Source organism: Trujillonella humicola (assembly GCF_046233715.1).
GTDB classification, from domain to species: domain Bacteria; phylum Actinomycetota; class Actinomycetes; order Mycobacteriales; family Geodermatophilaceae; genus Trujillonella; species Trujillonella humicola.
Genome location: NZ_JBJNRJ010000020.1, coordinates 27,125 through 49,003, shown reverse-complemented (window position 1 = coordinate 49,003; position 21,879 = coordinate 27,125). Strand labels below are relative to the sequence as shown.

General features: G+C 76.9%; 18 protein-coding genes. 11 read left to right on the top strand and 7 right to left on the bottom strand.

The window, feature by feature from the left end; all coding sequences use genetic code 11:
• Window position 1: 1 nt before the first annotated feature.
• A complete protein-coding gene (locus ACK586_RS12420; RefSeq protein ID WP_409330795.1) occupies window positions 2–910 on the bottom strand; it encodes an SDR family NAD(P)-dependent oxidoreductase in 909 nt (302 codons plus the stop codon).
• Between the two features lie 393 nt (window positions 911–1,303).
• Between ACK586_RS12420 and ACK586_RS12415 the strand changes: the two genes are divergently transcribed.
• Window positions 1,304–1,486 (top strand): acyl-CoA dehydrogenase family protein, encoded by a 183-nt coding sequence (locus tag ACK586_RS12415; RefSeq protein WP_409330825.1) that lies wholly within the window; start codon window positions 1,304–1,306, stop codon window positions 1,484–1,486.
• A gap of 107 nt (window positions 1,487–1,593) precedes the next feature.
• The gene (locus tag ACK586_RS12410) at window positions 1,594–1,800 is read left to right on the top strand and encodes a hypothetical protein (protein ID WP_409330794.1); all 207 of its coding nucleotides are present in this window, start codon (window positions 1,594–1,596) and stop codon (window positions 1,798–1,800) included.
• Window positions 1,801–1,815: 15 nt separating this feature from the next.
• On the opposite strand, the gene ACK586_RS12405 is transcribed toward ACK586_RS12410, so the two are convergent.
• Window positions 1,816–2,244 carry an ATP-binding protein gene (locus ACK586_RS12405; protein ID WP_409330793.1) on the bottom strand — a complete coding sequence of 143 codons (429 nt, stop codon included), beginning with the start codon at window positions 2,242–2,244 and terminating at the stop codon, window positions 1,816–1,818.
• Window positions 2,245–2,391: 147 nt separating this feature from the next.
• Between ACK586_RS12405 and ACK586_RS12400 the strand changes: the two genes are divergently transcribed.
• From ACK586_RS12400 to ACK586_RS12380, 5 genes are all read left to right on the top strand, one after another.
• Window positions 2,392–2,874: a dimethylamine monooxygenase subunit DmmA family protein gene (locus ACK586_RS12400; RefSeq protein WP_409330792.1), complete on the top strand. Its 483-nt coding sequence runs from the start codon at window positions 2,392–2,394 to the stop codon at window positions 2,872–2,874.
• Window positions 2,871–3,842, top strand: coding sequence for a PDR/VanB family oxidoreductase (locus tag ACK586_RS12395; protein ID WP_409330791.1), 972 nt, complete (start codon window positions 2,871–2,873; stop codon window positions 3,840–3,842). Before ACK586_RS12400 ends, ACK586_RS12395 begins: the two co-directional genes overlap by 4 nt.
• Complete coding sequence (locus ACK586_RS12390) at window positions 3,839–4,864, top strand: heme-dependent oxidative N-demethylase family protein (RefSeq protein WP_409330790.1); 1,026 nt, start codon at window positions 3,839–3,841, stop codon at window positions 4,862–4,864. Before ACK586_RS12395 ends, ACK586_RS12390 begins: the two co-directional genes overlap by 4 nt.
• Before the next feature lie 179 nt (window positions 4,865–5,043).
• Window positions 5,044–6,444 (top strand): cytochrome P450, encoded by a 1,401-nt coding sequence (locus tag ACK586_RS12385; protein WP_409330789.1) that lies wholly within the window; start codon window positions 5,044–5,046, stop codon window positions 6,442–6,444.
• A gap of 75 nt (window positions 6,445–6,519) precedes the next feature.
• Window positions 6,520–7,920, top strand: coding sequence for a cytochrome P450 (locus ACK586_RS12380; RefSeq protein WP_409330788.1), 1,401 nt, complete (start codon window positions 6,520–6,522; stop codon window positions 7,918–7,920).
• On the opposite strand, the gene ACK586_RS12375 is transcribed toward ACK586_RS12380, so the two are convergent.
• Both ACK586_RS12375 and ACK586_RS12370 read right to left on the bottom strand, forming a co-directional pair.
• Window positions 7,910–8,083, bottom strand: a complete 174-nt coding sequence (locus ACK586_RS12375) for a hypothetical protein (RefSeq protein WP_409330787.1) — start codon at window positions 8,081–8,083, stop codon at window positions 7,910–7,912. The two genes, ACK586_RS12380 and ACK586_RS12375, sit on opposite strands and share 11 nt — an antisense overlap.
• On the bottom strand, window positions 8,080–8,421 hold the full coding sequence (locus ACK586_RS12370; protein ID WP_409330786.1) for a hypothetical protein: 342 nt from the start codon (window positions 8,419–8,421) through the stop codon (window positions 8,080–8,082). The genes ACK586_RS12375 and ACK586_RS12370 overlap by 4 nt, the downstream gene beginning before the upstream one ends.
• Window positions 8,422–8,688: 267 nt before the next feature.
• On the opposite strand from ACK586_RS12370, the gene ACK586_RS12365 reads away from it, so the two are divergent.
• Window positions 8,689–9,039, top strand: a complete 351-nt coding sequence (locus ACK586_RS12365) for an STAS domain-containing protein (protein ID WP_409330785.1) — start codon at window positions 8,689–8,691, stop codon at window positions 9,037–9,039.
• A 9-nt stretch (window positions 9,040–9,048) separates the two neighbouring features.
• On the top strand, window positions 9,049–11,277 hold the full coding sequence (locus ACK586_RS12360; protein ID WP_409330784.1) for a SpoIIE family protein phosphatase: 2,229 nt from the start codon (window positions 9,049–9,051) through the stop codon (window positions 11,275–11,277).
• Window positions 11,278–11,319: 42 nt separating this feature from the next.
• On the opposite strand, the gene ilvA is transcribed toward ACK586_RS12360, so the two are convergent.
• From ilvA to ACK586_RS12345, 3 genes are all read right to left on the bottom strand, one after another.
• Window positions 11,320–12,564: a threonine ammonia-lyase IlvA gene (gene ilvA, locus ACK586_RS12355; RefSeq protein ID WP_409330783.1), complete on the bottom strand. Its 1,245-nt coding sequence runs from the start codon at window positions 12,562–12,564 to the stop codon at window positions 11,320–11,322.
• Between the two features lie 44 nt (window positions 12,565–12,608).
• Window positions 12,609–13,364: a hypothetical protein gene (locus ACK586_RS12350; RefSeq protein ID WP_409330782.1), complete on the bottom strand. Its 756-nt coding sequence runs from the start codon at window positions 13,362–13,364 to the stop codon at window positions 12,609–12,611.
• A gap of 70 nt (window positions 13,365–13,434) precedes the next feature.
• Window positions 13,435–19,644, bottom strand: a complete 6,210-nt coding sequence (locus ACK586_RS12345) for a DUF3320 domain-containing protein (RefSeq protein ID WP_409330781.1) — start codon at window positions 19,642–19,644, stop codon at window positions 13,435–13,437.
• Window positions 19,645–20,626: 982 nt separating this feature from the next.
• Between ACK586_RS12345 and ACK586_RS12340 the strand changes: the two genes are divergently transcribed.
• Both ACK586_RS12340 and ACK586_RS12335 read left to right on the top strand, forming a co-directional pair.
• On the top strand, window positions 20,627–21,100 hold the full coding sequence (locus tag ACK586_RS12340) for an NUDIX hydrolase (RefSeq protein WP_409330780.1): 474 nt from the start codon (window positions 20,627–20,629) through the stop codon (window positions 21,098–21,100).
• A 170-nt stretch (window positions 21,101–21,270) separates the two neighbouring features.
• Window positions 21,271–21,780 carry a DUF4234 domain-containing protein gene (locus ACK586_RS12335; protein ID WP_409330779.1) on the top strand — a complete coding sequence of 170 codons (510 nt, stop codon included), beginning with the start codon at window positions 21,271–21,273 and terminating at the stop codon, window positions 21,778–21,780.
• The last annotated feature ends 99 nt before the right edge of the window (window positions 21,781–21,879 follow it).

Here is a 21,879-nt window from a genome sequence, read left to right as displayed (position 1 = left end):
CTCAGTTCGCTCCCGGCTGCACGTAGCCGCTGAGGTCGGGGTTGGGCGCGGCCTTGCCGACCAACCCGGCCACCACGTCGTCCAGCTCCGCGGCGTCCCAGGGCTCGTCGCGCAGCACCTCGGCGCCGATCCGCCACGACTCGACCAGCGCCAGCCGGTTGCCGCGGAGGTCGAACACCCGGCCGGTCACCGAGGCACCGCCCGGCCCGGCCAGCCAGGACACGAGCGGGGAGACGAAGGCGGGGTCGAACTGCGCGGCCACGTCGTCGGACATGAGGCCCGCGGTCAGCCGGGTGGCGGCCGTGGGCGCGATGGTGTTGACCGTGACGCCGTAGCGGGCCAGCTCCTGCGCGGCGCCGAGGGTGAACGAGGCGATCCCGCCCTTGGCGGCGATGTAGTTGGTCTGCCCGAAGTTGCCGTACAGCCCCACCGGCGACGTGGTGCAGATCAGCCGGCCGTCGACGCCGGCTCCGGTGGCCTTCGCCCGGTCCCGCCAGTGCGCGGCGGCCGCCCGGGACGGCGCGAAGGTGCCGCGCAGGTGCACCCGGACGACGGTGTCCCAGTCCTCGTCGCTCATCCCGGCCAGGGTGCGGTCGCGCAGGACGCCGGCGTTGCACACCAGGACGTCGAGGCGGCCGAACGCGTCGAGGGCCAGCTGCACCAGATCGCGGGCCCCGTCGGAGTCCGCGACGTCGTGCCCGCCGGCCACGGCCTCGCCGCCGGCGGCCCGGATCTCGGCGGCGACCGCCTCGGCCACGGCCGGGTCGGCGCCGGTGCCGTCCGGGCCGCCGCCCAGGTCGTCGACGACCACCCGGGCGCCGCGCCGGGCCAGCTCCAGCGCGTGCGACCGGCCGAGGCCGCGACCCGCTCCGGTCACGACGGCCACCCGGCCCTCGCAGAATCGCTCCACTCGACGTCCTCCTCGTGGACGGGCGTGCCGGCGGCCGCGCTGCCGCCGGTCGTGACGCGGCGCACACCCTAGAGCCACGGGGCCCCTTTCCCGGCCCGCCTCCGCCGTGCTGGCTCACCGGCCGGGTACCGGTCGGCACCGCGCCCCGCGGGGCGGGCCGGCCTCCTCCTTGCGGGCCCTTCCCGGGCATTGCGGGTGGTGCAGCACCCGCAACGCCGGCAGAACGCCGGCAACGTGCCGGGCGGAGGCCGAGCGTGACCGGGCCGGCCGACCCGTCGACCAGCGGCCGCAGCGCGAGCGCCGGCACGACCGAGCCCGCGTCGACCGCGCCGAGCAGCTCCCGCCCCGGCGCCGACCCGGCCAGCAGGTGGGCCGTCGCCCAGGGCCGACGCGCTGGCCGACCTGCTGGGGGAGCGGGCACTGCCGCGCGGCGACGCCGGCCCGCTGCACGGGGCGGTCGAGTGGGCGTTCCGCAAGGCGCCGGTCAGCACCACCCACGGCGGCACCAGCGAGGTGCAGCGGGAGATCGTCGCCGAGCGGCGACTCGGCCTGCCCCGCGTCCGGCCGGCCGGCTGACCGCCGAGGCCGCGATGGCGACCGGGCTGGACCTTTCGAAAGGTCCTGATCTATCGTACGACCCGCCGAGGGGCAGGATCCGCCCCCGGTGGCCCGAGGAGGACGGCGTGCAGAGAACGGACGGGACGGCGTCGGCCGTCGAGGGCACCGAGCGCCGCCGCCGGTCGTGGCGGCTCGTCACCGCCCACCAGCTGACCCTGCTGTGCCGGCGCGCCGACGGCTCCGACCCGGCCGCCCGGGACGCCGCTGCCCGCGCCGCCCGGCTGGCCGCGCTGCTCGAGGCCGACGCGCGGGGTTCGCTGGTCCTCCGCTGACCCGCGAGCGCGATTTCAGTCGAGCAGGCGCAGGGAGGGGCGGCTGGACAGCTGCTTCTCCAGCGTCACCCGGTGCCGGCCGTCGCGGTCGTGCCGGAAGTCCAGCCGGTCGACCAGCGCCTGCATGAGCAGCAGTCCGGTCCCGCCGTCGGCGCGGTCGCGCCCGTTCTGCGTCGCCGGCGCCGCGGAAGGGTCCAGGCCCTCGCCGTCGTCCCACACCGTGATGCGGCAGCGCCGGTCGTCGATCGAGACGCCCACCTCGTAGCGGGCGTGGCCGCCGCTGTGCTGGACGACGTTCGCGCACGCTTCGGTCAGCGCGAGGGTGATCTCGTCGATGACCGACCGCGCGATGCCCAGGTGCTCGAGCGCCTGGCGGCACATCCCCCGGACGAACGGCACGCTGTCGGTGTCGACCGGCAGGGTCACCGTGAACGCGATGTCCACACCGCCCCCTCTCCGTCGGCCGTGGGCACAGCCTGCCACCACCCGCTGCACGCCCGCGCCGTGGGACCGTGACGGGCGGGTGACCCGCACGGGTGTCCGCCGTCCCGGGCGTGCGGCACCACCTGCGGTGGACGACGGGAGGACCGGATGGTGCGGGAGGTCCCGGACCTCGACCGCGCGGCGCGATGGCTGGCGCTGCTCGGCTTCGGGGACCGCGGCGCGTCGGTCGTGACGGCGTGGCGGTCGGCCGCGTCGGCGGGGACCCCCGTGTGGGTGCACACGGCCGACCGGGCCGACGACGCCACCCTCGACCTCCTCGCGGCCGAGGTGGCCGGCGCCCGGGTGGGCTGGCGCCTGGCGCTGGCCGGGCCCGAGGCCGACGTCCTCGCCGCCCGGGCCGTGGCCACCCGGCTCGGTGCGGTGGACGCGGAGATCCGCGCCGCCGCCACCTCGACCCGGCGCCGGCGGGTGTGGTGCGCCCACTGCGGCAGCACGACCGAGACCGGGCAGCCAGGGCCGAGCGAGACCCGCTGCCGGGGCTGCGGCACGCGGCTGCACGTCTCCGCGCACCTCTCCCGGCACCGCGCGGCCTACCTCGGCTCCGTGGCCGACGCGCCGGGGACCGCGTGACGGCCCCGCTCCCCGCGTCCGCGCGGCCGGAGCGGGGCGACCTCCTGCTGGAGGTGGTCGCGACCGCGGACGCCGCGCCGGGGATCCGCACGCTGACCCTCCGCCGAGCGGACGGCGGCCCGATGCCCGGCTACGCGCCCGGCAGCCACCTGGTGCTCGACTGCGGCGGGCGGCGCAACGCCTACTCGCTCACCGGCGACGGCTCGCCCGCGCCGCAGTGCCGGATCTCGGTGCTGCTGCGCCCCGGTGGGGCAGGCGGATCGGCGTCCGTGCACCGCCTCCGGCCCGGCGACCGGCTCGCCGCCACCGGCCCGCGCAGCGCCTTCCCGCCGGTGTCCACGGCCCGTCACTCCGTGCTGGTGGCCGGCGGGATCGGCGTCACGCCGATGCTGTCGCACGCGCGTGCGGCGGTGCGGTGGGGCAGGTCCTTCGAGCTGCTCTACGGTCACCGCCCCGGCGCCGGTGCCCACCGCGACGAGCTGCGGGCGCTGTGCGGCGACCGCCTGCAGGTGCACGAGAGCACGCCCGGCCTGCTGGGCCGGGTCGCGGCCGTGCTGGCCGACCGGCCGCTCGGCACGCACGTGTTCGTCTGCGGGCCCGCGCCGCTCATCGCCTTCGTCGAGGAGACCGCGGCGGAGCTGGGCTGGCCCGACGTGCGGGTGCACGCCGAGCGCTTCTCGGCCGCCGACCTCGACCCGGGGGCTCCCTTCACCGCCCGCCTCGCCCGCCGCGGCACGCGGGTGCCGGTACCGGCCGGTACCAGCCTGCTCACGGCTCTGGAGGACGCCGGCGTCGCCGTCCCCAGCCTGTGCCGGCAGGGCGTCTGCGGGCGGTGCCGCGTCCGGGTCGCCGCCGGCCGGCCGCTGCACCGCGACCTCTACCTGACCGAGCCCGAGCGGGCGGCCGGCGACGTGCTCATGGCCTGCGTCTCCCGGTGCGCCGACGACGAGCTGGAGCTGGACCTGTGACCGCCGTCCACCCGCCGGAGCGGACCGCCCGCTTCCCCTTCCCGTTCGCCACCGACAGCTACCGGTACTCCACGGACGTCGAGCCGGCCCGCCGGCCCGTGCGGACGGCAGCGGGCACCTGGGGCGCCGGGCTCCTCGACGTCGACGCCGGGTACGCGGCCGAGCTCGCGCTGCGCCGGGAGATCCTGGCCGCCGACCCCGCCCGCTGCCAGCAGCTACCGCACATGCGGGTGGCCGCCTGGGACGCGCTGACCACCCTGCTGCCGGAGCTGGCGGCCACCCTGCCCGGCGCCACCGCGCTGCGGGTCGACGGCGATCGGTGGAGCTGGCGCAACGAGCTGACCGGCACGTCGACGTCCTTCACCGTCGGTGACGAGGACTCCCTGCCCGGCGGCCCGCTGGCCCTGCTCGGCAGCCAGGTCCAGGAGGACGTCGTCCTGCTCGACCAGCGCGAGGGGTCGCTGTGGGCCGACGCCGGCCTGGTCACCTTCGCCGCGGACTGGTCGGTGGGCTTCGACGTCGGCATGCGGTTCCTCGAGGTGCACGGGCCGGTGCCGCGGGTGCACGAGACCGGGGTCGTCCAGCGGGCGGAGCAGTTCCTCCTGCGCCTGCACCCCGGCCAGGAGTACCGGCGCACCAACTGGTCGGTGACCGTCGACCGCCGGCTGGACACCGCCACCGAGAGCCGTCCGGCGTGGGGCCCGGCCCGGGCGGCGGTCGTCGGTGATCCCGCGCTGCCCGACCGGCTGCACCTGCGCGTCGAGGTCCAGCACCTGATCCGGCTCGGCGTCTCGAACGCGATCTGCTTCCTCGTCCGCACGTACCTGCTGTCGCTGCGGGAGCTGGCCGCGGTGCCGGAGTGGCGGCGTCGGCTCGCGGCGGTGCTGGCCGAGCTGCCCGACGACATGGCCGACTACAAGGGGCTGACCCGCCTCCGCGGGCCGGCCGTCGCGTGGCTGCGGGACGGCACCGTGCCCGGAGCGGTCCCCGGCCACGCCGGTCCGCCGCGACGAGCTCGCTGACGGGGCCTCCTCCCGGGCCCGGCCGCGGGCGGCTGCGCCGACCCGCCGGTGGGAACACGGACCAAGGCTTTGCTCGCAACGATTCGATCGATACTCTTTCTTCGAACTGTGAACGCCGTCACGGGACGGTGACGGGTCCGTGCTCCTCGGCGCCGGGTCCGCAGGGGAGAGGGGCAGCCGTGAGTGTCGACGAGGCGAGCGCAGCACCGGTCGAGGAGCGGGCACCCGGGGTCGTCCGGCTGGAGCGGCACGGCGACGCCTACCGCACCGACTTCGAGCGGCTGGCCGACGAGCTGCACGCCACCGCGCCCATCGCGTGGAACGACACCGACGGCGGCTACTGGTTCGTCTCGGGCAACCAGGAGCTGTTCGACACCGCCCGCCGGGCCGACCTGCTGTCCAACGACAACGACCCGCACGGCGAGCGCAGGGGCTACCGGGGGATCAGCATCCCGTCGATGAACCCCGAGTCGGCCAAGGCGATGGCCGGTCCGCCCGGCTCGCTCGGCGGCAACTTCCTGCTGCTGGACCCCCCGGTGCAGCGGCACTACCGCAACGCGCTGAACCCCTACCTGTCCCCGGCGGCGGTGGCGCGGTGGCAGCCGGTGCTCGACGAGATCACCCGCGCCGCACTCGACGAGGTGATCGAGACCGGCCGGATCGACGTCGTCGACGACCTGGCCAACATCGTCCCCGCCGTCCTCACCATGGCGATGCTCGGCTTCCCGATGGCCGACTACGAGATCTACGTCGAGCCCACCCACGCCGCCGTCTACACCAAGCCGAACACCCCGGAGATGGACCGGGTGATCGAGCAGAGCATCCAGATGGCGGTGCGTACCTACGGGTACATCGCCGACATCCGCGCCACCCCCCGGCCCGGGCTGGTCGACGGCCTGATCAACGCCGAGATCACCGGGCGACGGACCGAGGACAGCGACGTCTTCGGCGCCGTGTCGCTGCTCATCGGCGGCGGGTTCGACACGACGACGGCGCTGACGGCGCACGCGCTGGAGTGGCTGGGCGAGCACCCCGACCAGCGGCAGCGGCTGATCACCGAGTGGGAGGAGTTGCGCGACAGCGCCACCGAGGAGTTCCTGCGCTTCTACACCCCGGCTCCTGGCGACGGGCGCACCGTCACCCAGGACGCGGAGATCCACGGGGCGCGGTTCCGCGAGGGGGAGCGGCTGTGGCTGTCGTGGGCGATGGCCAACCGGGACGCCACGGTGTTCGAGGACCCGCACGAGATCAAGCTGGACCGCAAGGGCAACCGGCACGCCAGCTTCGGTCTCGGCATCCACCGGTGCATCGGCTCCAACGTGGCCCGCGCGACGTTCAAGACGATGCTGAAGGCCGTCCTGGACCGGATGCCGGACTTCGTCTGCGACCCGGCCGGCGCGGTGCACTACGACACCGTCGGCGTGATCAACGGCATGAAGCACCTGCCGGCCACCTTCACGCCGGGCGAGCGCCTCGGCCCCGGCCTGGCCGAGACCATCGCCCGGCTGCAGGCGGTGGTCGACGAGCAGCGGCTCGCCGAGCCGGTCACCGTCCGACGCGAGGTCGCCCGCCTGTCCTGAGCTCCGCCGGCCGCCGTCCCGGAGCGACCGCGGCCACCCCACCGCCCACCAGCCCGACCACCTGGGAGAAGCCGCATGACCGTCGACGACACCGTCCGCACCGGAGACCAGCGCAGCGCGCTGCGCATCGAGCTCGACCGGCACGGCGACCAGTACCGGACCGAGTTCGAACGGCTCTCCGACGAGCTGCACGCGAGCAAGCCGATCGCCTGGAACGACACCCACGGCGGCTACTGGTTCGTGACCGGCAACCAGGAGCTGTTCGACACCGCGCGCCGCGCCGACGTGCTGTCCAACGACGACGACCCGCACGGCGAGCGCAACGGGTACACCGGGATCTCCATCCCGCCCCCGCCGCTGGAGAGCCGCCAGATGTCCTACGGCCCGCCCGGCCGGCTCGGCGGGATGTTCCTCGGCATGGACCCGCCGGCGCAGCGGCACTACCGCAACGCGCTCAACCCCTACCTGTCGCCGGCGGCCGTGGCCCGCTGGCAGCCGGTGATCGACGAGCTCACCCGCGCCTCGCTGGACGAGGTGATCGAGACCGGCCGGATCGACTTCGTCGACGACCTGGCCAACATCGTCCCGGCCGTGCTGACGATGGCGATGCTCGGCTTCCCGATGAACGACTACATGACCTACGTCGAGCCGATCCACGCGCAGGTCTACACCAAGCCGAACACCCCCGAGCACGAGGTCGTCCTGCAGCAGATGCAGGTCATGGGGATGCGGTCGTTCGGCTACATCGCCGACATCCGCGCCAACCCGCGGCCGGGGCTGGTCAACGCTCTGATCAACGCCGACATCGGTGGCCAGAGCCCCGACGACATGGCGGTGCTCGGCGCGGTCGGGCTGCTCATCGGCGGCGGGTTCGACACCACCACGGCGCTCACGGCGCACTCGCTGGAGTGGCTGTCCGAGCACCCCGACCAGCGCCAGCGGCTCATCGACGAGTGGGAGGAGCTGCGCGACAGCGCCACCGAGGAGTTCCTGCGCTTCTACACCCCGGCTCCCGGCGACGGCCGCACCGTGGCCAAGGACGAGGAGATCCACGGGGTCCGGCTCAGGGAGGGCGACCGGCTCTGGCTGTCGTGGGCGATGGCCAACCGGGACGCCACGGTCTTCGAGGACCCGCACGAGATCAAGCTGGACCGCAAGGGCAACCGGCACGCCAGCTTCGGTCTCGGCGTGCACCGGTGCATCGGCTCCAACGTGGCCCGCGCGACGTTCAAGACGATGCTGAAGGCCGTGCTCGACCGGATGCCGGACTTCGTCTGCGAGCCCGGCGGGGCGGTGCACTACGACACCGTCGGCGTGATCAACGGCCTCAAGCACCTGCCCGCGACGTTCACCCCCGGCCGGCGCCTGGGCCCCGGCCTGGAGGAGACCGTCGACCGGTTGCAGGCGGTCGTGGACGAGCAGCGGCTGGCCGAGCCGGTGACCGTGAAGAAGGAGGCCGCCAGGCTCAGCGGCTGAGGCCCAGCGGCGGCCGGGCGGCGTCCGCCCGGCCGCCCGGGGCGCGGTGCGGCGAGGGGTGCCGGTCGTCCGCGGCCCCCGCGACGACGCGGGCCAGCTGCCTGAGCCCCTCGTCGACGACCGCGCGCACGAGGTCGACGCCGTTGGCGACGAGGTTCCTCACGCCGCACCCGCCACGGCGCGGTGCGGTTCGGCGCCGGTCGCCGCGGAGGGCACGTCGCTGCCGGTCGCCACGGAGTGCAGCTCCGCGCCGGTGGCGGCGCGGTGCAGCCCGGCGCCGGCCACGGCGCGGTGCACCTCGAAGCCGGGTGCGGCCGGGATCCCCTCGTCGACGACGAGGGGGAGGGCGGCCGGGGTGCCGATCCGGCTGCCGCTGCAGCCGTCGCCGGCCTGCCGCACCAGCCGGGCGTGGACCTCGGGGCGCACGTGCACCGCCACGGGCGGGGCGGTGCCCGGCCGCCACGCCTCCTCGAGGATGTCGCGCGTCACGTCGGGGGTCACCGACACCGCCTCCTCCGCCGGCTGCAGGCCGCTCCCGCGCTCCCCGGCGATCCCACCCTGCCCGGCGCCGGGCCGGCCCATCCCGGATGTCGCACCACCGACCGGAGGTCGTCACGGATCCGTAGCACCCGGGGGCGGCGGCGGACGGTGCGGTACCGGTCGGGTGACCTGCCGCGACAGCGCACGGGGGGCTTGCCTACGGTGTACCGGGAACCGATGAGCCGTTGACCGGATGCGGCCGGGCGTCGGGCGAGAGGCTGGTTGTCGGTGCAGTTCGAGGTCCAGCGCACGCTCGTGAAGGGGCGGCCCGCGCTCCGGGTCCGCGGTGAGCTCGACATCGCGACGGCCCCGCAGCTGGGCAGCGCCGTCGCCGACGTGCTCGCGTCGGGTGCGACGTCCCTGGTCGTCGACCTCGGCGACACCACCTTCCTGGACTCCTCCGGGGCCCGGCAGCTGATCCGCACCGCCAAGCACTGCGGGGACGTCGGCGTCGGGCTGCAGGTGGTCTGCCCGGCCGGCAACCGCCCGGTCCGCCTGGTGATCGACCTGCTGGAGCTGCACCGGGCGGTGCCGATCGTCGAGCAGGCCGGCCTCGCCGGCGGGGAAGTCGGTTCGTAGGGTCGGTCGGTGATCCCGGCCGACGGCGCTCCCCATGGCGCCGCCCTCTCCGACGCCGCCCTCTCCGACGCCGCCCTCGCCGACGCCCTGCTGCGCTGCGCGGACGAGCCCATCGCCGTCCCCGGCGCGATCCAGCCGCACGGCGCGCTGCTGGCGGTGACCGAGCCCGACCTGGCCGTCGTCGTCGCCTCGGCGAACGCCGCGGCCGTGCTCGGCACCGACGTCGCCGGCCGCACCCTCGCCGACCTGCTCGGCCCCGAGGACACCCGGCGGTTGCGCGCCGGGCTGGCCGGCGACCTGACCGAGCTCAACCCGCTCCGGCTCGACCTGGCCACCGGCCCGGCCGACCTCGTGGTGCACCGCGCCGACGGGCTCCTGGTCACCGAGTGGGAGCCGCTGGCCGGGGCCGCGGAGGCGGGGCCGGCGTGGCACCGGCGGCTGCCCTCGGTGCTGCAGCGGCTGTCGGGCACCGCCTCGCTCGAGGAGCTCACCGCGGTGCTGGCCCGCGACGTCCGCGCGCTCACCGGCTTCGACCGGGTGATGGTCTACCGCTTCGACCGCGAGTGGAACGGCGAGGTGGTGGCCGAGGACCGCCGGGCGGACCTCGAGCCCTTCCTCGGGCTGCACTACCCGGCCGCGGACATCCCCGCGCAGGCCCGCGCCCTCTACGCGACCAACTGGCTGCGGTCGATCCCCGACGCCGGCTACACCCCGGTGTCCCTGGAGCCGGCGGTCGTGCCGGGCACCGGGCGGCCGCTGGACCTGTCCGGCGCCGGGCTGCGCAGCGTGTCGCCGGTGCACCTGGAGTACCTGGCCAACATGGGCGTCGTCGCCTCCATGTCGGTCTCGCTGCTGGACCGCGGCCGGCTGTGGGGGCTCATCGCCTGCCACCACTACGCCGGTCCCCGGAGGCCCTCCTACGCCGACCGCGTCGCCGCGGAGTTCCTCGGCCGCACCGCCTCGTTGCTGCTGCACACCAAGGTCGCCGCCGGCGCGCAGGGCGACGTCGTCGGCGTCGCGCAGCGCTCGGCCGACCTCGCCGCCGCGGTCGGCCGGGCCGGGCGCACCCCGCTGCCCGCCCTCACCGAGGGGGAGGGGACCGTGCTGGACCTGCTGCCGGCCGGCGGCGCCGCCGTGCGGGTGGACGGGCGGCTGCGGCTGCTGGGGGACACCCCGCCGGCCGAGCAGGTCGGGCCGCTGGTGAGCGCGCTGCTCGAGGCCGGCATCCCGGTCACCGACGCGCTGCCGCGGGTGCTGCCCGCCGCGGACGGCCTGGCCGGCACCGCCAGCGGGGTGCTCGCGGTCGGGCTGGACGGCGGGGACTTCCTCGCCTGGTTCCGGCCGGAGACCCCGCGCGAGGTCACGTGGGGCGGCAACCCGCACGAGACCGAGGTGACCGCGAGCGGCCGGCTGTCGCCCCGGCGGTCGTTCGAGGCCTGGACCGAGACGGTGCGGGGCACCGCCCGCCCGTGGGCGGAGCACGAGGTGGCCGCCGCCCGGGCGCTGGCCGGCCAGGTCGCCGTCGCCGCGCGGGTCCGCGCCGAGCAGGAGAACCGGATGGCCGCGGCCCTGCAGCGGACCCTGCTGCTCGACGAGCTGCCCGAGGTCCCCGGCGTCGACCTGGCCGCCCGCTACCTGCCCAGCGCCGACGACGTCGTGGGCGGCGACTGGTACGACCTCGTGCCGCTGCCCAGCGGGCGGGTGTCGCTGGTGCTCGGCGACGTCGCCGGGCACGGGCTGTCCGCGGCAGCGGTCACCGCGCAGCTGCGGCACGCGCTGCGGGCGGCGCTGCTGCGCGACGGGGGGCCGGGCGCGGCCCTGGCGGAGCTCAACCGGCTGCTCACGGCGCTGCTGCCCGGGGAGATGGCGACCGCCGTGGTCGCCGAGCTCGACCCGGCCACCGGAGAGGTCGCCGTCTCCAGCGCCGGGCACCTGCCGGTGCTGTCCACGGCGACCGGCTTCCTGCGGGCGGGGCGCGGGCCGGCGCTGGGCGTCCTCGACGACGCGGAGTACGCCGAGAGCCGGCTGCGGCTCACCGGCGACGAGCGGCTGCTGCTGTTCAGCGACGGGCTGGTGGAGCGGCGCGGCGAGCCGGTCGACGGCGGGCTGGCCGCGCTGGAGGCCGCCGCGGCCGCCGGCGGGCCGGACCTGTCGGACCTGCTCGACGCCGTCCTCGCGACGCTGGCCCCGCCGGACACCGACGACGTCACCCTCCTCGGCCTCGGCCGGGTGGGGTAGCGGATTCCCGCAGCGCAGGAAACCGGCGCTGCGACACTCCGTTCAGACGAGGAAGCGGTAGGCGGTCGTGCCCGGCGCGAGGTGCTGGATCCGCAGCGGGCTGGCCTCGATGCGGGCCAGCAGCCCGGCGAGATCGGCCGCGGCGCCGAGCTCGATGCCGGTCAGCGCGGCACCGGTCTCGCGGTTGTCCCGCTTGACGTACTCGAACAGCACGATGTCGTCGTCCGGGCCGAGGACGTCGTCGAGGAAGCGGCGCAGCGCCCCGGGCTCCTGCGGGAACTCGACGAGGAAGTAGTGCTTGAGCCCGCGGTGCACCAGCGAGCGCTCGACGACCTCGGCGTAGCGGCTCACGTCGTTGTTGCCGCCCGAGAGCAGGCAGACGACCGTCTGCCCCGGCTCGACCCGCACCTGACCCCCGGCGAGCGCCGCGGTCGCCATCGCCCCGGCGGGCTCGGCGATGACGCCGTCGACCTGGTAGAGGTCGAGCATCTCGGTGCAGATCTGCCCCTCCGGCACGGTCACCAGCTCGGCGCCGCAGTCGCGGACCAGCGGGAAGGTCAGGTCGCCGGCGCGGAGGACCGCGGCGCCGTCGACGAACGTGTCGATCTCGGGGAGCTCGACGGGGTGCCCGGCGGCGAGCGCGGCGGCCATGTTCGCGGCGCCGGCGGGCTCGACGCCGACCAGCCGGGTGCCCGGGCTGTGCTCGGCCAGCCAGGTCCCGGCACCGGCCAGCAGCCCGCCGCCGCCGACGGGGAGGACGACGACGTCCGGCCGTTCCGCCAGCTGCTCGAGCACCTCGACGGCGACGGTGGCCTGCCCGGCGATGGTGCCCGGCGCGTCGAAGGCCGGCACCAGGGTGGCCGCGGTGGCGGCGGCGTGCCCGGCCGCGGCGGCCGCCGCGGCGTCGTAGGTGTCGCCGGAGACGACGAGCTCCACCATGCCCTCGCCGAGCGCGGTGATCCGCTGCCGCTTCTGCCGCGGCGTCGTCCCGGGGACGAACACGTAGCCCCGCACGCCGAGGGCGGCGCAGGCGTGCGCCACGCCCTGACCGTGGTTGCCGGCGCTGGCGCACACGACGCCGGCGGCGCGGGCGGCCTCGTCGAGCCGGCTGATCGTCGTGTACGCGCCGCGCACCTTGTAGGAGCGGCCGACCTGCAGGTCCTCGCGCTTGAGCCAGACGTCGGCGCCGGTCGCGGCGGACAGCCGGGCGTTGCGCTGCAGCGGCGTCCGGCGGGCGACACCGGCCAGGCGCGCCGCGGCGTCCTCGACGTCGGCGGAGAAGTCCACCGGCTCATCCTCGCCGACGGCCGCGGCGGCGCGTCGGGCCAGGGTCAGGGGGTGAGTTCCTGCGCGGCCTTGTCGACCGCCTGGGCGGTCAGCTCGGCGAACTGCTGCCGCACGTCGCCGAGCGCCGGATCGTCGGCTGCGACGTCGGGCCCCTCGGTGAGCACCAGCGCGTCGCCGATCCGGACCACGACCACGTCGCGGAGGACGATCGTCCCCTCGGGGAGCCGGATCTCGTGGACCAGGGCGACGGCCTCGTCGCCGAGCGCCGGTGCGTCCGCCGCGAGGTGGCGGACGGTGGCCGTCCCGCCGTCGGGCACCTCCCGCTCGACGGGCGGGCAGTCCGTCGGCAGCGTCGCGAACTCGGCCATCCGGTCCCGGGCCACGTCGGCCGACTGCCAGAGCGAGACCGATTCGCCGAACGTCGGCACGTCCCGGTCGTCCTGCGCGTACAGGCTCTGCGCCTCTCCGCGCCGCATCGGGTCCTCGCCGGCGGTGATGACCTGGCTGGCCGGGCACTCGTCCAGGCCGCGCTCGTCGAGGGGCAGGGCGCCCAGATCGGTCCAGCCCCGGCCGAGGTCGTCCGTGGTCAGCAGCGCCTCCGCCACCTCCGGCGGGGTGCCGGGGAGCGCGTCGGGAACGGCGGACCCGGCCGGCATCCCGCCGGCCGGTGTCCCGGGGGAGGCGGGGGCGGCGGACGAGGGCTCCTCCCCGCCGCAGGCCGTGCCCAGGACCCCCAGCCCCACCGCGGCCAGGAGCGTCGCGCACCGCCGGCGCCGGCTGACGTCCGCGGTCATCGGCATGCCCCCGTCCTCGAGGAGGAGGCAGAGTGTCGCGCTCACCGTGGCCACGGGCCAGGGGTCCGCCCGCGGCTCAGCCGGTGAGCGTGCCGTCCTCGGCGCGGACGAGGCGTCCGGACTCCAGGACGGCGGTCAGCGCCCGCTCCAGGAGCGGGACCAGCGACGGCGTGCGGCGCCGGTAGCCGAAGACCTCCGCGACGCGGGGGAAGAGCTCCTCGGCGGTGGCGCCGGCGGCCGGGCACAGCGCCACCATCGCGTTGCCGATCTCCTCCGGCGCCACGTGCTCGAGCGGCCGGTCGGCGCTGGCGGCCTGGCGCCGGTAGCCGGTCCAGCCGGCGCGGTCGGCGTCCCCCGGCCAGACGAAGTCGCCGGCGAGCTGCTCGGCCGGCAGCAGCGCGAGCAGCGCGTCCCGGCGGGTCTCGGTGACCCGGGTGAGGCCGTAGGCGCCGGCGGCCAGGCGGACGAGCCGGTCGCGGTGCACCGGGCCCTCGGCCCGCACGCCGGCCGCCAGCAGCCGGCGGACGGCGCGGGCGGCCTTCGGGTCGGCCAGCTGGTCGAGGGTCTTGCGGTCACCGGCCGGCCGGGGCGACCAGGGGCTGAACGGCTGCTCGCCGTGGGCCAGGACGGCGGCCGGGCGGCGGGTGGCACTGGCGCGCCGGGCGGGCACCGGCGGCTCGACGACCGGCTCGACTGCCGGCTCGACCGCCGGCTCGACGGCCGGCTCGACGGCCGGCTCGACGGGGGCCGCGACCACGGTCAGCTCGGCGCGCGGTGCGGTCACCGGCGCGGGGGACGGCGCCGGAGCCATCGCGGCGGCCGGGGCCGACCGGAGCGCGGCCAGCGGGGGAGCGGGCGGCAGCGGAGCGGCGGCGGCCGGCGGCGTGCCGGGACCGTCGTCCACCACGGCGAGGACGGGCCGGACCGGCGGCACCGTCGCCGCCACCGGGATCTCCGCCGAAGTGGCCACTTCGGCGGAGGGAGGACCCGCCGAAGTGGCCACTTCGGTGGGGGGAGGGGTCGCCGGAGTGGCCACTTCGGTGGGAGGGGCCGCGGAGAGGGGGGCGGGGGCGGCGGCGGTCGCGGTGGCGACGAGCCGGTCGAGGACGGCGTCGCGGTCGCGCAGCCACGCGGGCAGCCACACCCGCTCGACGGCCGGCCAGCCCAGCATCCCGGAGAGCACCTCGACGGGCAGGCCGTCGCGGTCCCCGACGGTCCGCCGGCGCGCCCAGGCCGGGCCGTCGAGCAGCACGGCCATGACCGGGGTGCCGGGCGCCGAGGGCGCGGCGACGGAGAGGTCGACCCGGAACTCGGAGAGGCCGACGTCGGTGCGCACGGTGAGCCCGCGCCCGCGCAGCGCCTCGGCGACCTCCTCCCGGTGCCGGTCCAGGGTGCTCGCCGGCCGGGCCTCGCGCGGCAGCGCCGAGGTGCCGTGCGCGGCGAGGTCCAGGTAGGCCCGCAGGTGCTTCACGCCGACCGAGGCGGTCTGCTCGGCGCGCAGCTGCGCCGGGTCGAACGAGGTGAAGACGACGACCTGCCGCCGGGCGCGGGTGACCGCCACGTTGAGCCGGCGCTCGCCGCCCACCCGGTTGAGCGGGCCGAAGTTCAGCGGCAGCACCCCGCGGTCGTCGGGGCTGAAGCCGGTGGAGAAGAGGACGACGTCGCGCTCGTCGCCCTGCACGTTCTCCAGGTTCTTGACGAACAACCCCTCGCCGTCGGTGCGGTCCAGCGCCTCGACCAGCCGGTCGTCGTCGGCGTCGCGCAGCAGCGCCTCGATGTAGGACCGCTGCTGGGCGTTGAACGTCACGACGCCGATCGAGGGCAGCCGGTGCGGGGAGGCGTCGAAGCGCCGGCGGATCTCGGCGACGACGGCCTTGGCCTCCATCGGGTTGGTGCGCAGCAGCCGCCCGGCCCCGGACCGGTGGAAGGTGCCGTCGACCCGGACCAGCCCGATGCCGCGGCCGCCGGGCTCGGCCGAGGCCCGCCCGTGCGTGGGAGCGGGGAACGACGACAGCCGGTTGTCGTAGTAGTTGGCGTTGCTGAAGGCGATGAGCGACTCGTCCTGGCTGCGGTAGTGCCACGACAGCCACTGCCGCGGCACCCGCGCCTGCACGCACTCGGAGAGGATCGACTCCTCGTCCTCCACCGTGGTGCCGAGCAGGTCGGCGACGTCGTCCTCCCCGCCGGCGGCCGGCTCGGCGAAGGACGTCGGCGGCATCTGCCGGCTGTCCCCGACGACCACCGCGGCGCGGGCGCGCCCCAGCGCCCCCACGGCGTCGGCGACCCGGATCTGGGAGGCCTCGTCGAACACCACCAGGTCGAACAGCCCGGCGCGCGCGGGGAAGAAGCGGGCCACCGAGTCCGGGCTGACCAGCACGCACGGGGTGACGGCGGTGACCAGGTCGGCGTACTGCTCGAGCAGCGCGCGCACCCCCAGGCCCCGGCGGGAGCGGCCCAGCTCGCGCTGCAGCGCCCCGACCCGGCCGTCGCCGGTCCGGGCGTCGAACGGCCGCGCCGCCAGCACCGAGGCCGGCAGGGCGGCGGCCAGGTGGCGGCGGACGGCCCGGGAGGCGGCGGCGAAGCGCCCGATCGCCTTCTCGTGCGCCTCGGCGTCGAAGGCGTCCAGGTCCGAGGCGTCCCGGCGCTCGGCCACCGAGGCCAGCGCGACCCCGTGCTCGAAGGCACGCAGCGCGTCGTCGGCCGGCAGCTCGCCGCGGACCAGCGCCGTCCGGCCGTCGGCCAGGCCCGCCGCCCGCAGCGGCTCCAGGGTGTCCAGGAAGGAGATCCACCGGCGCAGCGACATCAGCCCGGTGTGCTCGACGCCGCGCTCGGGGCGGGTCATGGTCCAGCGGAAGACCAGCCCGTCGTCCCCGCACCAGGCGGCCAGCCGCCGCGCGTCGCTGGCGCACGCGGTGAGCAGCGCGCCCAGCGCGTCGCGCAGCCGCCCGACGGCCGCCGCGGCGGCCGGATCGGGGCCCGGGCCACCCACCACGTAGCGCCGCAGCTGGACGGCGAACTCGCTCGCGCTGTCGGCCAGCGCGCCGCTGCGCCGCAGCCACGCGACCTGGCCCTCGAGCAGGTCGGGCTCCAGGAGCGGGTTCCAGCCGGCCGGCACGGCCAGCCCGGGGATGACCGACGCCCGGGCGGCCAGCGCGGCCGCCGCCTGCTGCAGCCGCCACAGCGCCGCGGTCAGGTCCGGGACGTCGCGCAGCCGCAGCTTGACGTCGGGGCGCAGCACCGGCGCCAGCCGCTCGCGCACGGCGGTGAGGCCGCGGCGGCGGGCCAGCCAGGTGCCGGCCTGCGCGGTCTGCGCCTCCACGTACAGCTCGGCCAGCGGCAGGGCCAGCGCCTCGGGGCCGGCGACGTCGAGGCCGGGGTGGACGCCGGAGGCGAAGGCCGCGACCTCACCGAGGACCTGCGTCGTGGCGGTGGTCCAGCGCTCGGTGGGGACCTCGTCGAGGACGTCGAGGGTGGTGGCCGGCCCGGCGAGCAGGTGGGCCAGACCGTCGAGGTCGGCGGGGGTGCGCACCTCGCGCAGCGCCCGGGCCAGGTGCTCCTCGGCCGGCAGCGCCCGGATCGCGGCGTCGACGGCCGCGGCGGTCTGCTGGGCGGCGAGCAGGTCGACCCGCGGGGAGTCCACGAACGCCCACGCGTGCCGCGGCGAGGGCCGGGCGAGGTCGGCGACGTCGGGCAGCAGGGCCAGGGCACGGCGGACGGCGGTCAGGTCCTCGGCGGAGGCCGCGGCCACGACGGGAGGCGGCACCGGCAGCACCGGGGCGTCCGGGCCCGCCGCCAGCAGTGCCGTGCGGGCCGAGTAGCAGGACAGGCCGGCGGCGTTGGGCGCGTGCAGCCGGGCCGTGTAGCGGGCCAGCGTGCGCCGCGCGGCGCGCAGGTCCTCGGCGTCGGTCCGGCTCTGCCGGTGGGCGGGGTCCTGCTCCTCGGCGGCGACCGCGTGCTCCAGCGCCGCCTTGACCTGCGCCCGGACGGCGGCGGCCTTGCTGCCCTTGTCGTGCAGGTCCAGCGCGAACGGTCCCATGCCGACGGCGTCCAGCCGGCGCGCGACGACGTCGAGGGCGGCGCGCTTCTCGGCGACGAAGAGCACCCGCTTGCCGTCGGCGACCGCACGGGTCAGCAGGTTGGTGATCGTCTGCGACTTGCCGGTGCCGGGCGGCCCCTCCAGCACGAAGGTGCGCCCGGCCGACGCCTCCGCGATCGCCCGCAGCTGCGAGGCGTCGGCGGGCACGGGGCACAGCGCGGCCAGCTCGTCGAGGTCGACCGAGCCGGCCGTGTCGGGCGCGGGGTCGGCGAAGGCCTCGGTCGGCTCGTGCAGCAGGTGCGCGACGAGCGGGTTCTGCGCCAGGTCGGCCCAGTGCTCGTCGAGGTCCCTCCACAGCCGGTACTTGGCGAACTGCAGGACGGCGAGGTCGGCGGTCGGCTCGACCCGGTGCGGGAGCCCGGCGTCGGCCAGCGCCTCGCGCACGGCCCGCAGCGCCCGGTCCAGCGCGATGCCGGCGCCGTCCTCGGGATCGACCAGGCCGGGGACCACCAGCCCGTGCACCTGCCGCAGCTTCTCCAGCAGGCAGTAGTTGGGGGTGGCGCCGCCGGTGTCGTCGAGGGACAGCCGGTAGCCGCCGGTGCGGGAGGCGGCGGTGAGGACGACGGGCACCAGGACCAGCGGTGAGCGCAGCGGGCGGCCGTCGAGCTCCCACACCAGGCTGCCCAGCGCCAGGTACAGGTTGTTGGCGCCGGTCTCCTCGCGCACGGTCTTGGCCTTGTAGGCCAGCCCGCGCAGCCGGGGCAGGTAGCCGCCCTCGGTGACGTCGGCGTGCACCGACCGGCGCTCGGCCAGCGTCTCGGCGAGCACCTCCTCCGGCAGCTCGGCGGCGCCGCCGACGCCGCGCTCGCGGTGCACGGCGGCCAGCCGGTCCGACGGCAGCAGCGTCACCGCGGTCCCACCGGACAGCAGGTCCTCCAGCGCGGCCAGGGAGCCGGCGGGCACGGTCAGCGGCAGCCCGGACCGCTCGGTGTAGTTGATCAGCCGGTTGCGCAGCGACAGGTCCAGCAGGCTGTTCTTCCACTGCTGCACCCGCGCGGGGGCCTCCGGGCGGCCGTGCCGGCTGACCGGCGCCACGGCCCGCTCGGCCGGTCGGGCGGCGGCGTGCACGGCCGGCCGGTACTCGACCAGCTGCACGGTGCCGTCGGAGCCGCGGGTGCGCGCCGGCAGCGGCACGATGCCGTCCCGGCGGGCCCGGTGGACGTCGGTCACGCCGAGCACCCGGTCCAGCGCCCGGTCGCCCGGACCGCCGGCCAGCCAGGCGGTGTACGCCGCGCGGTGCAGCTCCTCGGGGTCGGGGGCCGGGGCGTCGGCGGCGCGCGAGGCCAGCAGCGTCGTCTCGACCAGCCGGACGTAGCCGAGGTCGACCAGGTTCACCAGCGGCGCGACGTCGGTGGTGGCGGCGCTCTCCGCGCCGCGCTCCTCGCGCCAGTAACCGAGGAACGAGTGCCCCTCGGCGACCCACAGCAGCGGCCGGATGCCGGCGTGCTCGAGCGCGGCGGCCAGCACGACCACGGTGTCCAGGCACGTGCCGACCCGCCCGTCGAGGACGTCGCCGGGGGTGCGGACCTTCTGCCCGAGGTCGGCCCAGCTCGCCGGCGGCTCGCTGTAGCGGATGCCGCGGGCGGCCATGGCGGTGGTGAGCGCGGCGACGATCGCGTCGACCCGCTCCGGGCCGGCCTGGTAGCCCTGGACCGACGGGTCGCCGGTGCGCTCGGCGAGCAGGGCGCTCGCCTCGTCGAGCAGCGCGCCGACGGCCGGGTGGTGCGGCAGGACGTGCGCGGCGAGCATCTCCAGGGCCAGCGGCACGGGGGTGGCCAGCCACTGGCCGGCGGCGAGCACCTGCACCGGGGCGGCGGTTCCCGCGACGTCCTCGCCGTCGACCAGGACGTCGACCTCGATCGAGCCCGGTCGCTGCTCGTCGATCTGCAGCATCGCCGCGGGGTCCATCACCAGGCCCAGGTCGGCGAGCACCGTCGTCTGCCCGGCCTCCAGGTCGACCAGCCGCTCCACCGCGCCGCCGATGGGGCCCTCGGAGTCCTGGACGGACAGCCGGACCGTGGCGCCGGAGACGGCGGCCCCGTGGTTGGTCAGCGCCAGGCGGGACACCACCGGCACGCGGTTGTGCGCGAGGGCGTAGGAGAGCACCGGCGTGGTCGTCGCCGCGATCGCCACGGCGGGTCGCGCGCTGCCCGGGGTGGCGGGCGACGGACGGGCCGGCGTGGTGCTCATGGGCCCTGTCTACCGGTCCGGACGGACCGGTCCGGTCAGGCTCGACGCGTGCCTGGGGCGGGTGTGACAGGCGGGGAGGATCGTTGCCCGGACGGCGTCGCGGCGCGCGCGTCGGTGCCGCGACGGCGGAACGCGGTCGTACGTTCGCGCCCGATGCCGAGCAGCCCGCACGACCGCGGCCCGGTCCCCCCGGCGGACGCCGACACCGACCGGATGCCCCTCTCCTCGCGGCACCGGGCCGACCGCGGGCCCCGGTGGCGCAGGTGGCCGGTCGCCGCGGTCGCCGTCCTGCTGGCCGCGGTCGCCGGGTCGGCGGTGGTCCTCGCACCGGCGCCGGAGGAGCGACCCGCCGCCGCGTCGCTGCCGGCGGAGCTGTCGGACGAGCCGCGGCCTGCCCCGCCGCCGCCTGCGTGGCGGACGACGACGCCGTCCGCCCCGCCGGTCGCTCCGTCGCCCGTCGGCCCGCCGCCCGCGCCACCCCCGCCCCCGCAGCCGCCGGCGGACCAGGCTGCGGACGAGGCGGCGGTCGGCGAAGCGGACGAGGCCGCTCCTGCGGCCGACCCGCCGGACGACCCCTGCGGCCCCGGTGGGCGGCCGGCCGACCGCGGGGCCGACCGCGGGATCGACCGCGGGGCCGACCGCGGGCCCGTCGCCCCGGGGAACGGGGCCGGCGGTCGGGGCTCCGGAGGTGGCCGCTGCCCCTGAGCCGACCGGCGGGGCAACGGGCCGTGTCCGGCAGGTGACGTCCTGTCCCACCGGCGCGTCGGTGCAGGCCCGCGGGTCCGCGGCTCTGCCACGGTCCGGCGCACCGACTCCGAGGGAGGCCCTGATGTCCTGCCCGACCTGCACCCCCACCGGCCGCTGCGCACCCTGCGCCCGTGCCCGCGCCACCACGATCGTGCGCGTGCGCTCCAGCTGGACCCGCGCCGTGCGGGAGGCCCGCCCGCGCTGACTCCGGCGCCTCGCGTGCGAGGGTGGGGGCGTGGCGAGGCGGAGCGCGGGGGTGCTGCTGCACCGGCGCGGGGCGGCCGGGCTCGAGGTGCTGCTCGGTCACATGGGCGGCCCGTTCTGGGCCCGCAAGGACGCCGGCGCCTGGTCGATCCCGAAGGGCGAGCACGACGAGGACGAGGACGCCGAGGCCGCTGCCCGCCGGGAGTTCGCCGAGGAGCTCGGCAGCCCGGTGCCGGCCGACGCGTTGCTGCCGCTGGGCGAGGTGCGGGCCTCGGGCAAGGTGCTGTCGGTGTGGACCGCCGAGGGCGACCTCGACGCCGCGACCTGCCGCAGCAACACCTTCCCGCTCGAGTGGCCGCCCCGGTCCGGGCGGGTGCAGGAGTTCCCGGAGATCGACCGGGCCGGCTGGTTCGGCCTCGCCGAGGCGCGGGAGAAGCTGGTGAAGGGGCAGCTGCCCTTCCTCGACCGGCTCGCCGCCACGGTCCTCGGCCGAGGTCCCGGCTGAGGTCCCGACCGAGGCGATGCCTCGCGGCGAGCGGGACGGGAGGGAGCGCCGTGACGGCCGGGGCCACCGCCGCCCCGGTCACGCCGGGAAGCCTGTGCTCGTGGCCCCCGGCGGTCTAGCTTGCTGCCGCCGACGGAGGGCCCGCCGGCCGATGCAGGAAACGGGGCGCCATGTCGACCTCCCAGTACCCCAGCGGACCGTCCTACCCGGCGCCGCAGACCCCTCCGCCCCCGCCGCCCGGCTATGGCGCCGCGCAGGGCGGCTTCGCCGGGCAGCCGATGCCCGCGGCCCCGACCTCCGGGCAGTACTTCGCGCCGTCGGGGCCGATCGGCCAGGTGCGCGGCACCGGTGTCGCGATCCTGCTGTGCATCGTGACCCTGGGGATCTACAGCCTCGTCTGGTACTTCAAGGTCCACGAGGAGATGAAGCGGCACACGGGCAACGGTCTCGGCGGCGGGCTCGCCCTGGTCCTCGCGATCTTCATCGGGGTCGCCTCGCCCTTCCTGGCCAGCAGCGAGGTGGGCACCATGTACGAGCGGGCCGGCCGGCCCAAGCCGGTGAGCGGCGCGACCGGCCTGTGGTACCTGCCCGGGATCCTGATCATCGTCGGGCCGATCGTGTGGTTCGTGAAGACGAACAACGCCCTCAACGAGTACTGGCGGTCGCTCGGGGCCCGCTGAGCCCGCCGTCCACCCCCGCTGGCCGCGCCCCCCCCCCGGCCCGCGCCGGCGGGCGCGTCCGGGGGGGTCCCTGACGGTTTGGTTTAGTATCGTACCAAA

Excerpts from the sequence above, each read along its gene's own strand:
- ACK586_RS12400 (WP_409330792.1), top strand. The coding sequence starts at position 2,392 with ATGGTGCGGGAGGTCCCGGACCTCGACCGCGCGGCGCGATGGCTGGCG.
- ACK586_RS12380 (WP_409330788.1), top strand. The coding sequence starts at position 6,520 with ATGACCGTCGACGACACCGTCCGCACCGGAGACCAGCGCAGCGCGCTG.
- ACK586_RS12350 (WP_409330782.1), bottom strand. The coding sequence starts at position 13,364 with ATGCCGATGACCGCGGACGTCAGCCGGCGCCGGCGGTGCGCGACGCTC.
- ACK586_RS12345 (WP_409330781.1), bottom strand. The coding sequence starts at position 19,644 with ATGAGCACCACGCCGGCCCGTCCGTCGCCCGCCACCCCGGGCAGCGCG.
- ACK586_RS12335 (WP_409330779.1), top strand. The coding sequence starts at position 21,271 with ATGTCGACCTCCCAGTACCCCAGCGGACCGTCCTACCCGGCGCCGCAG.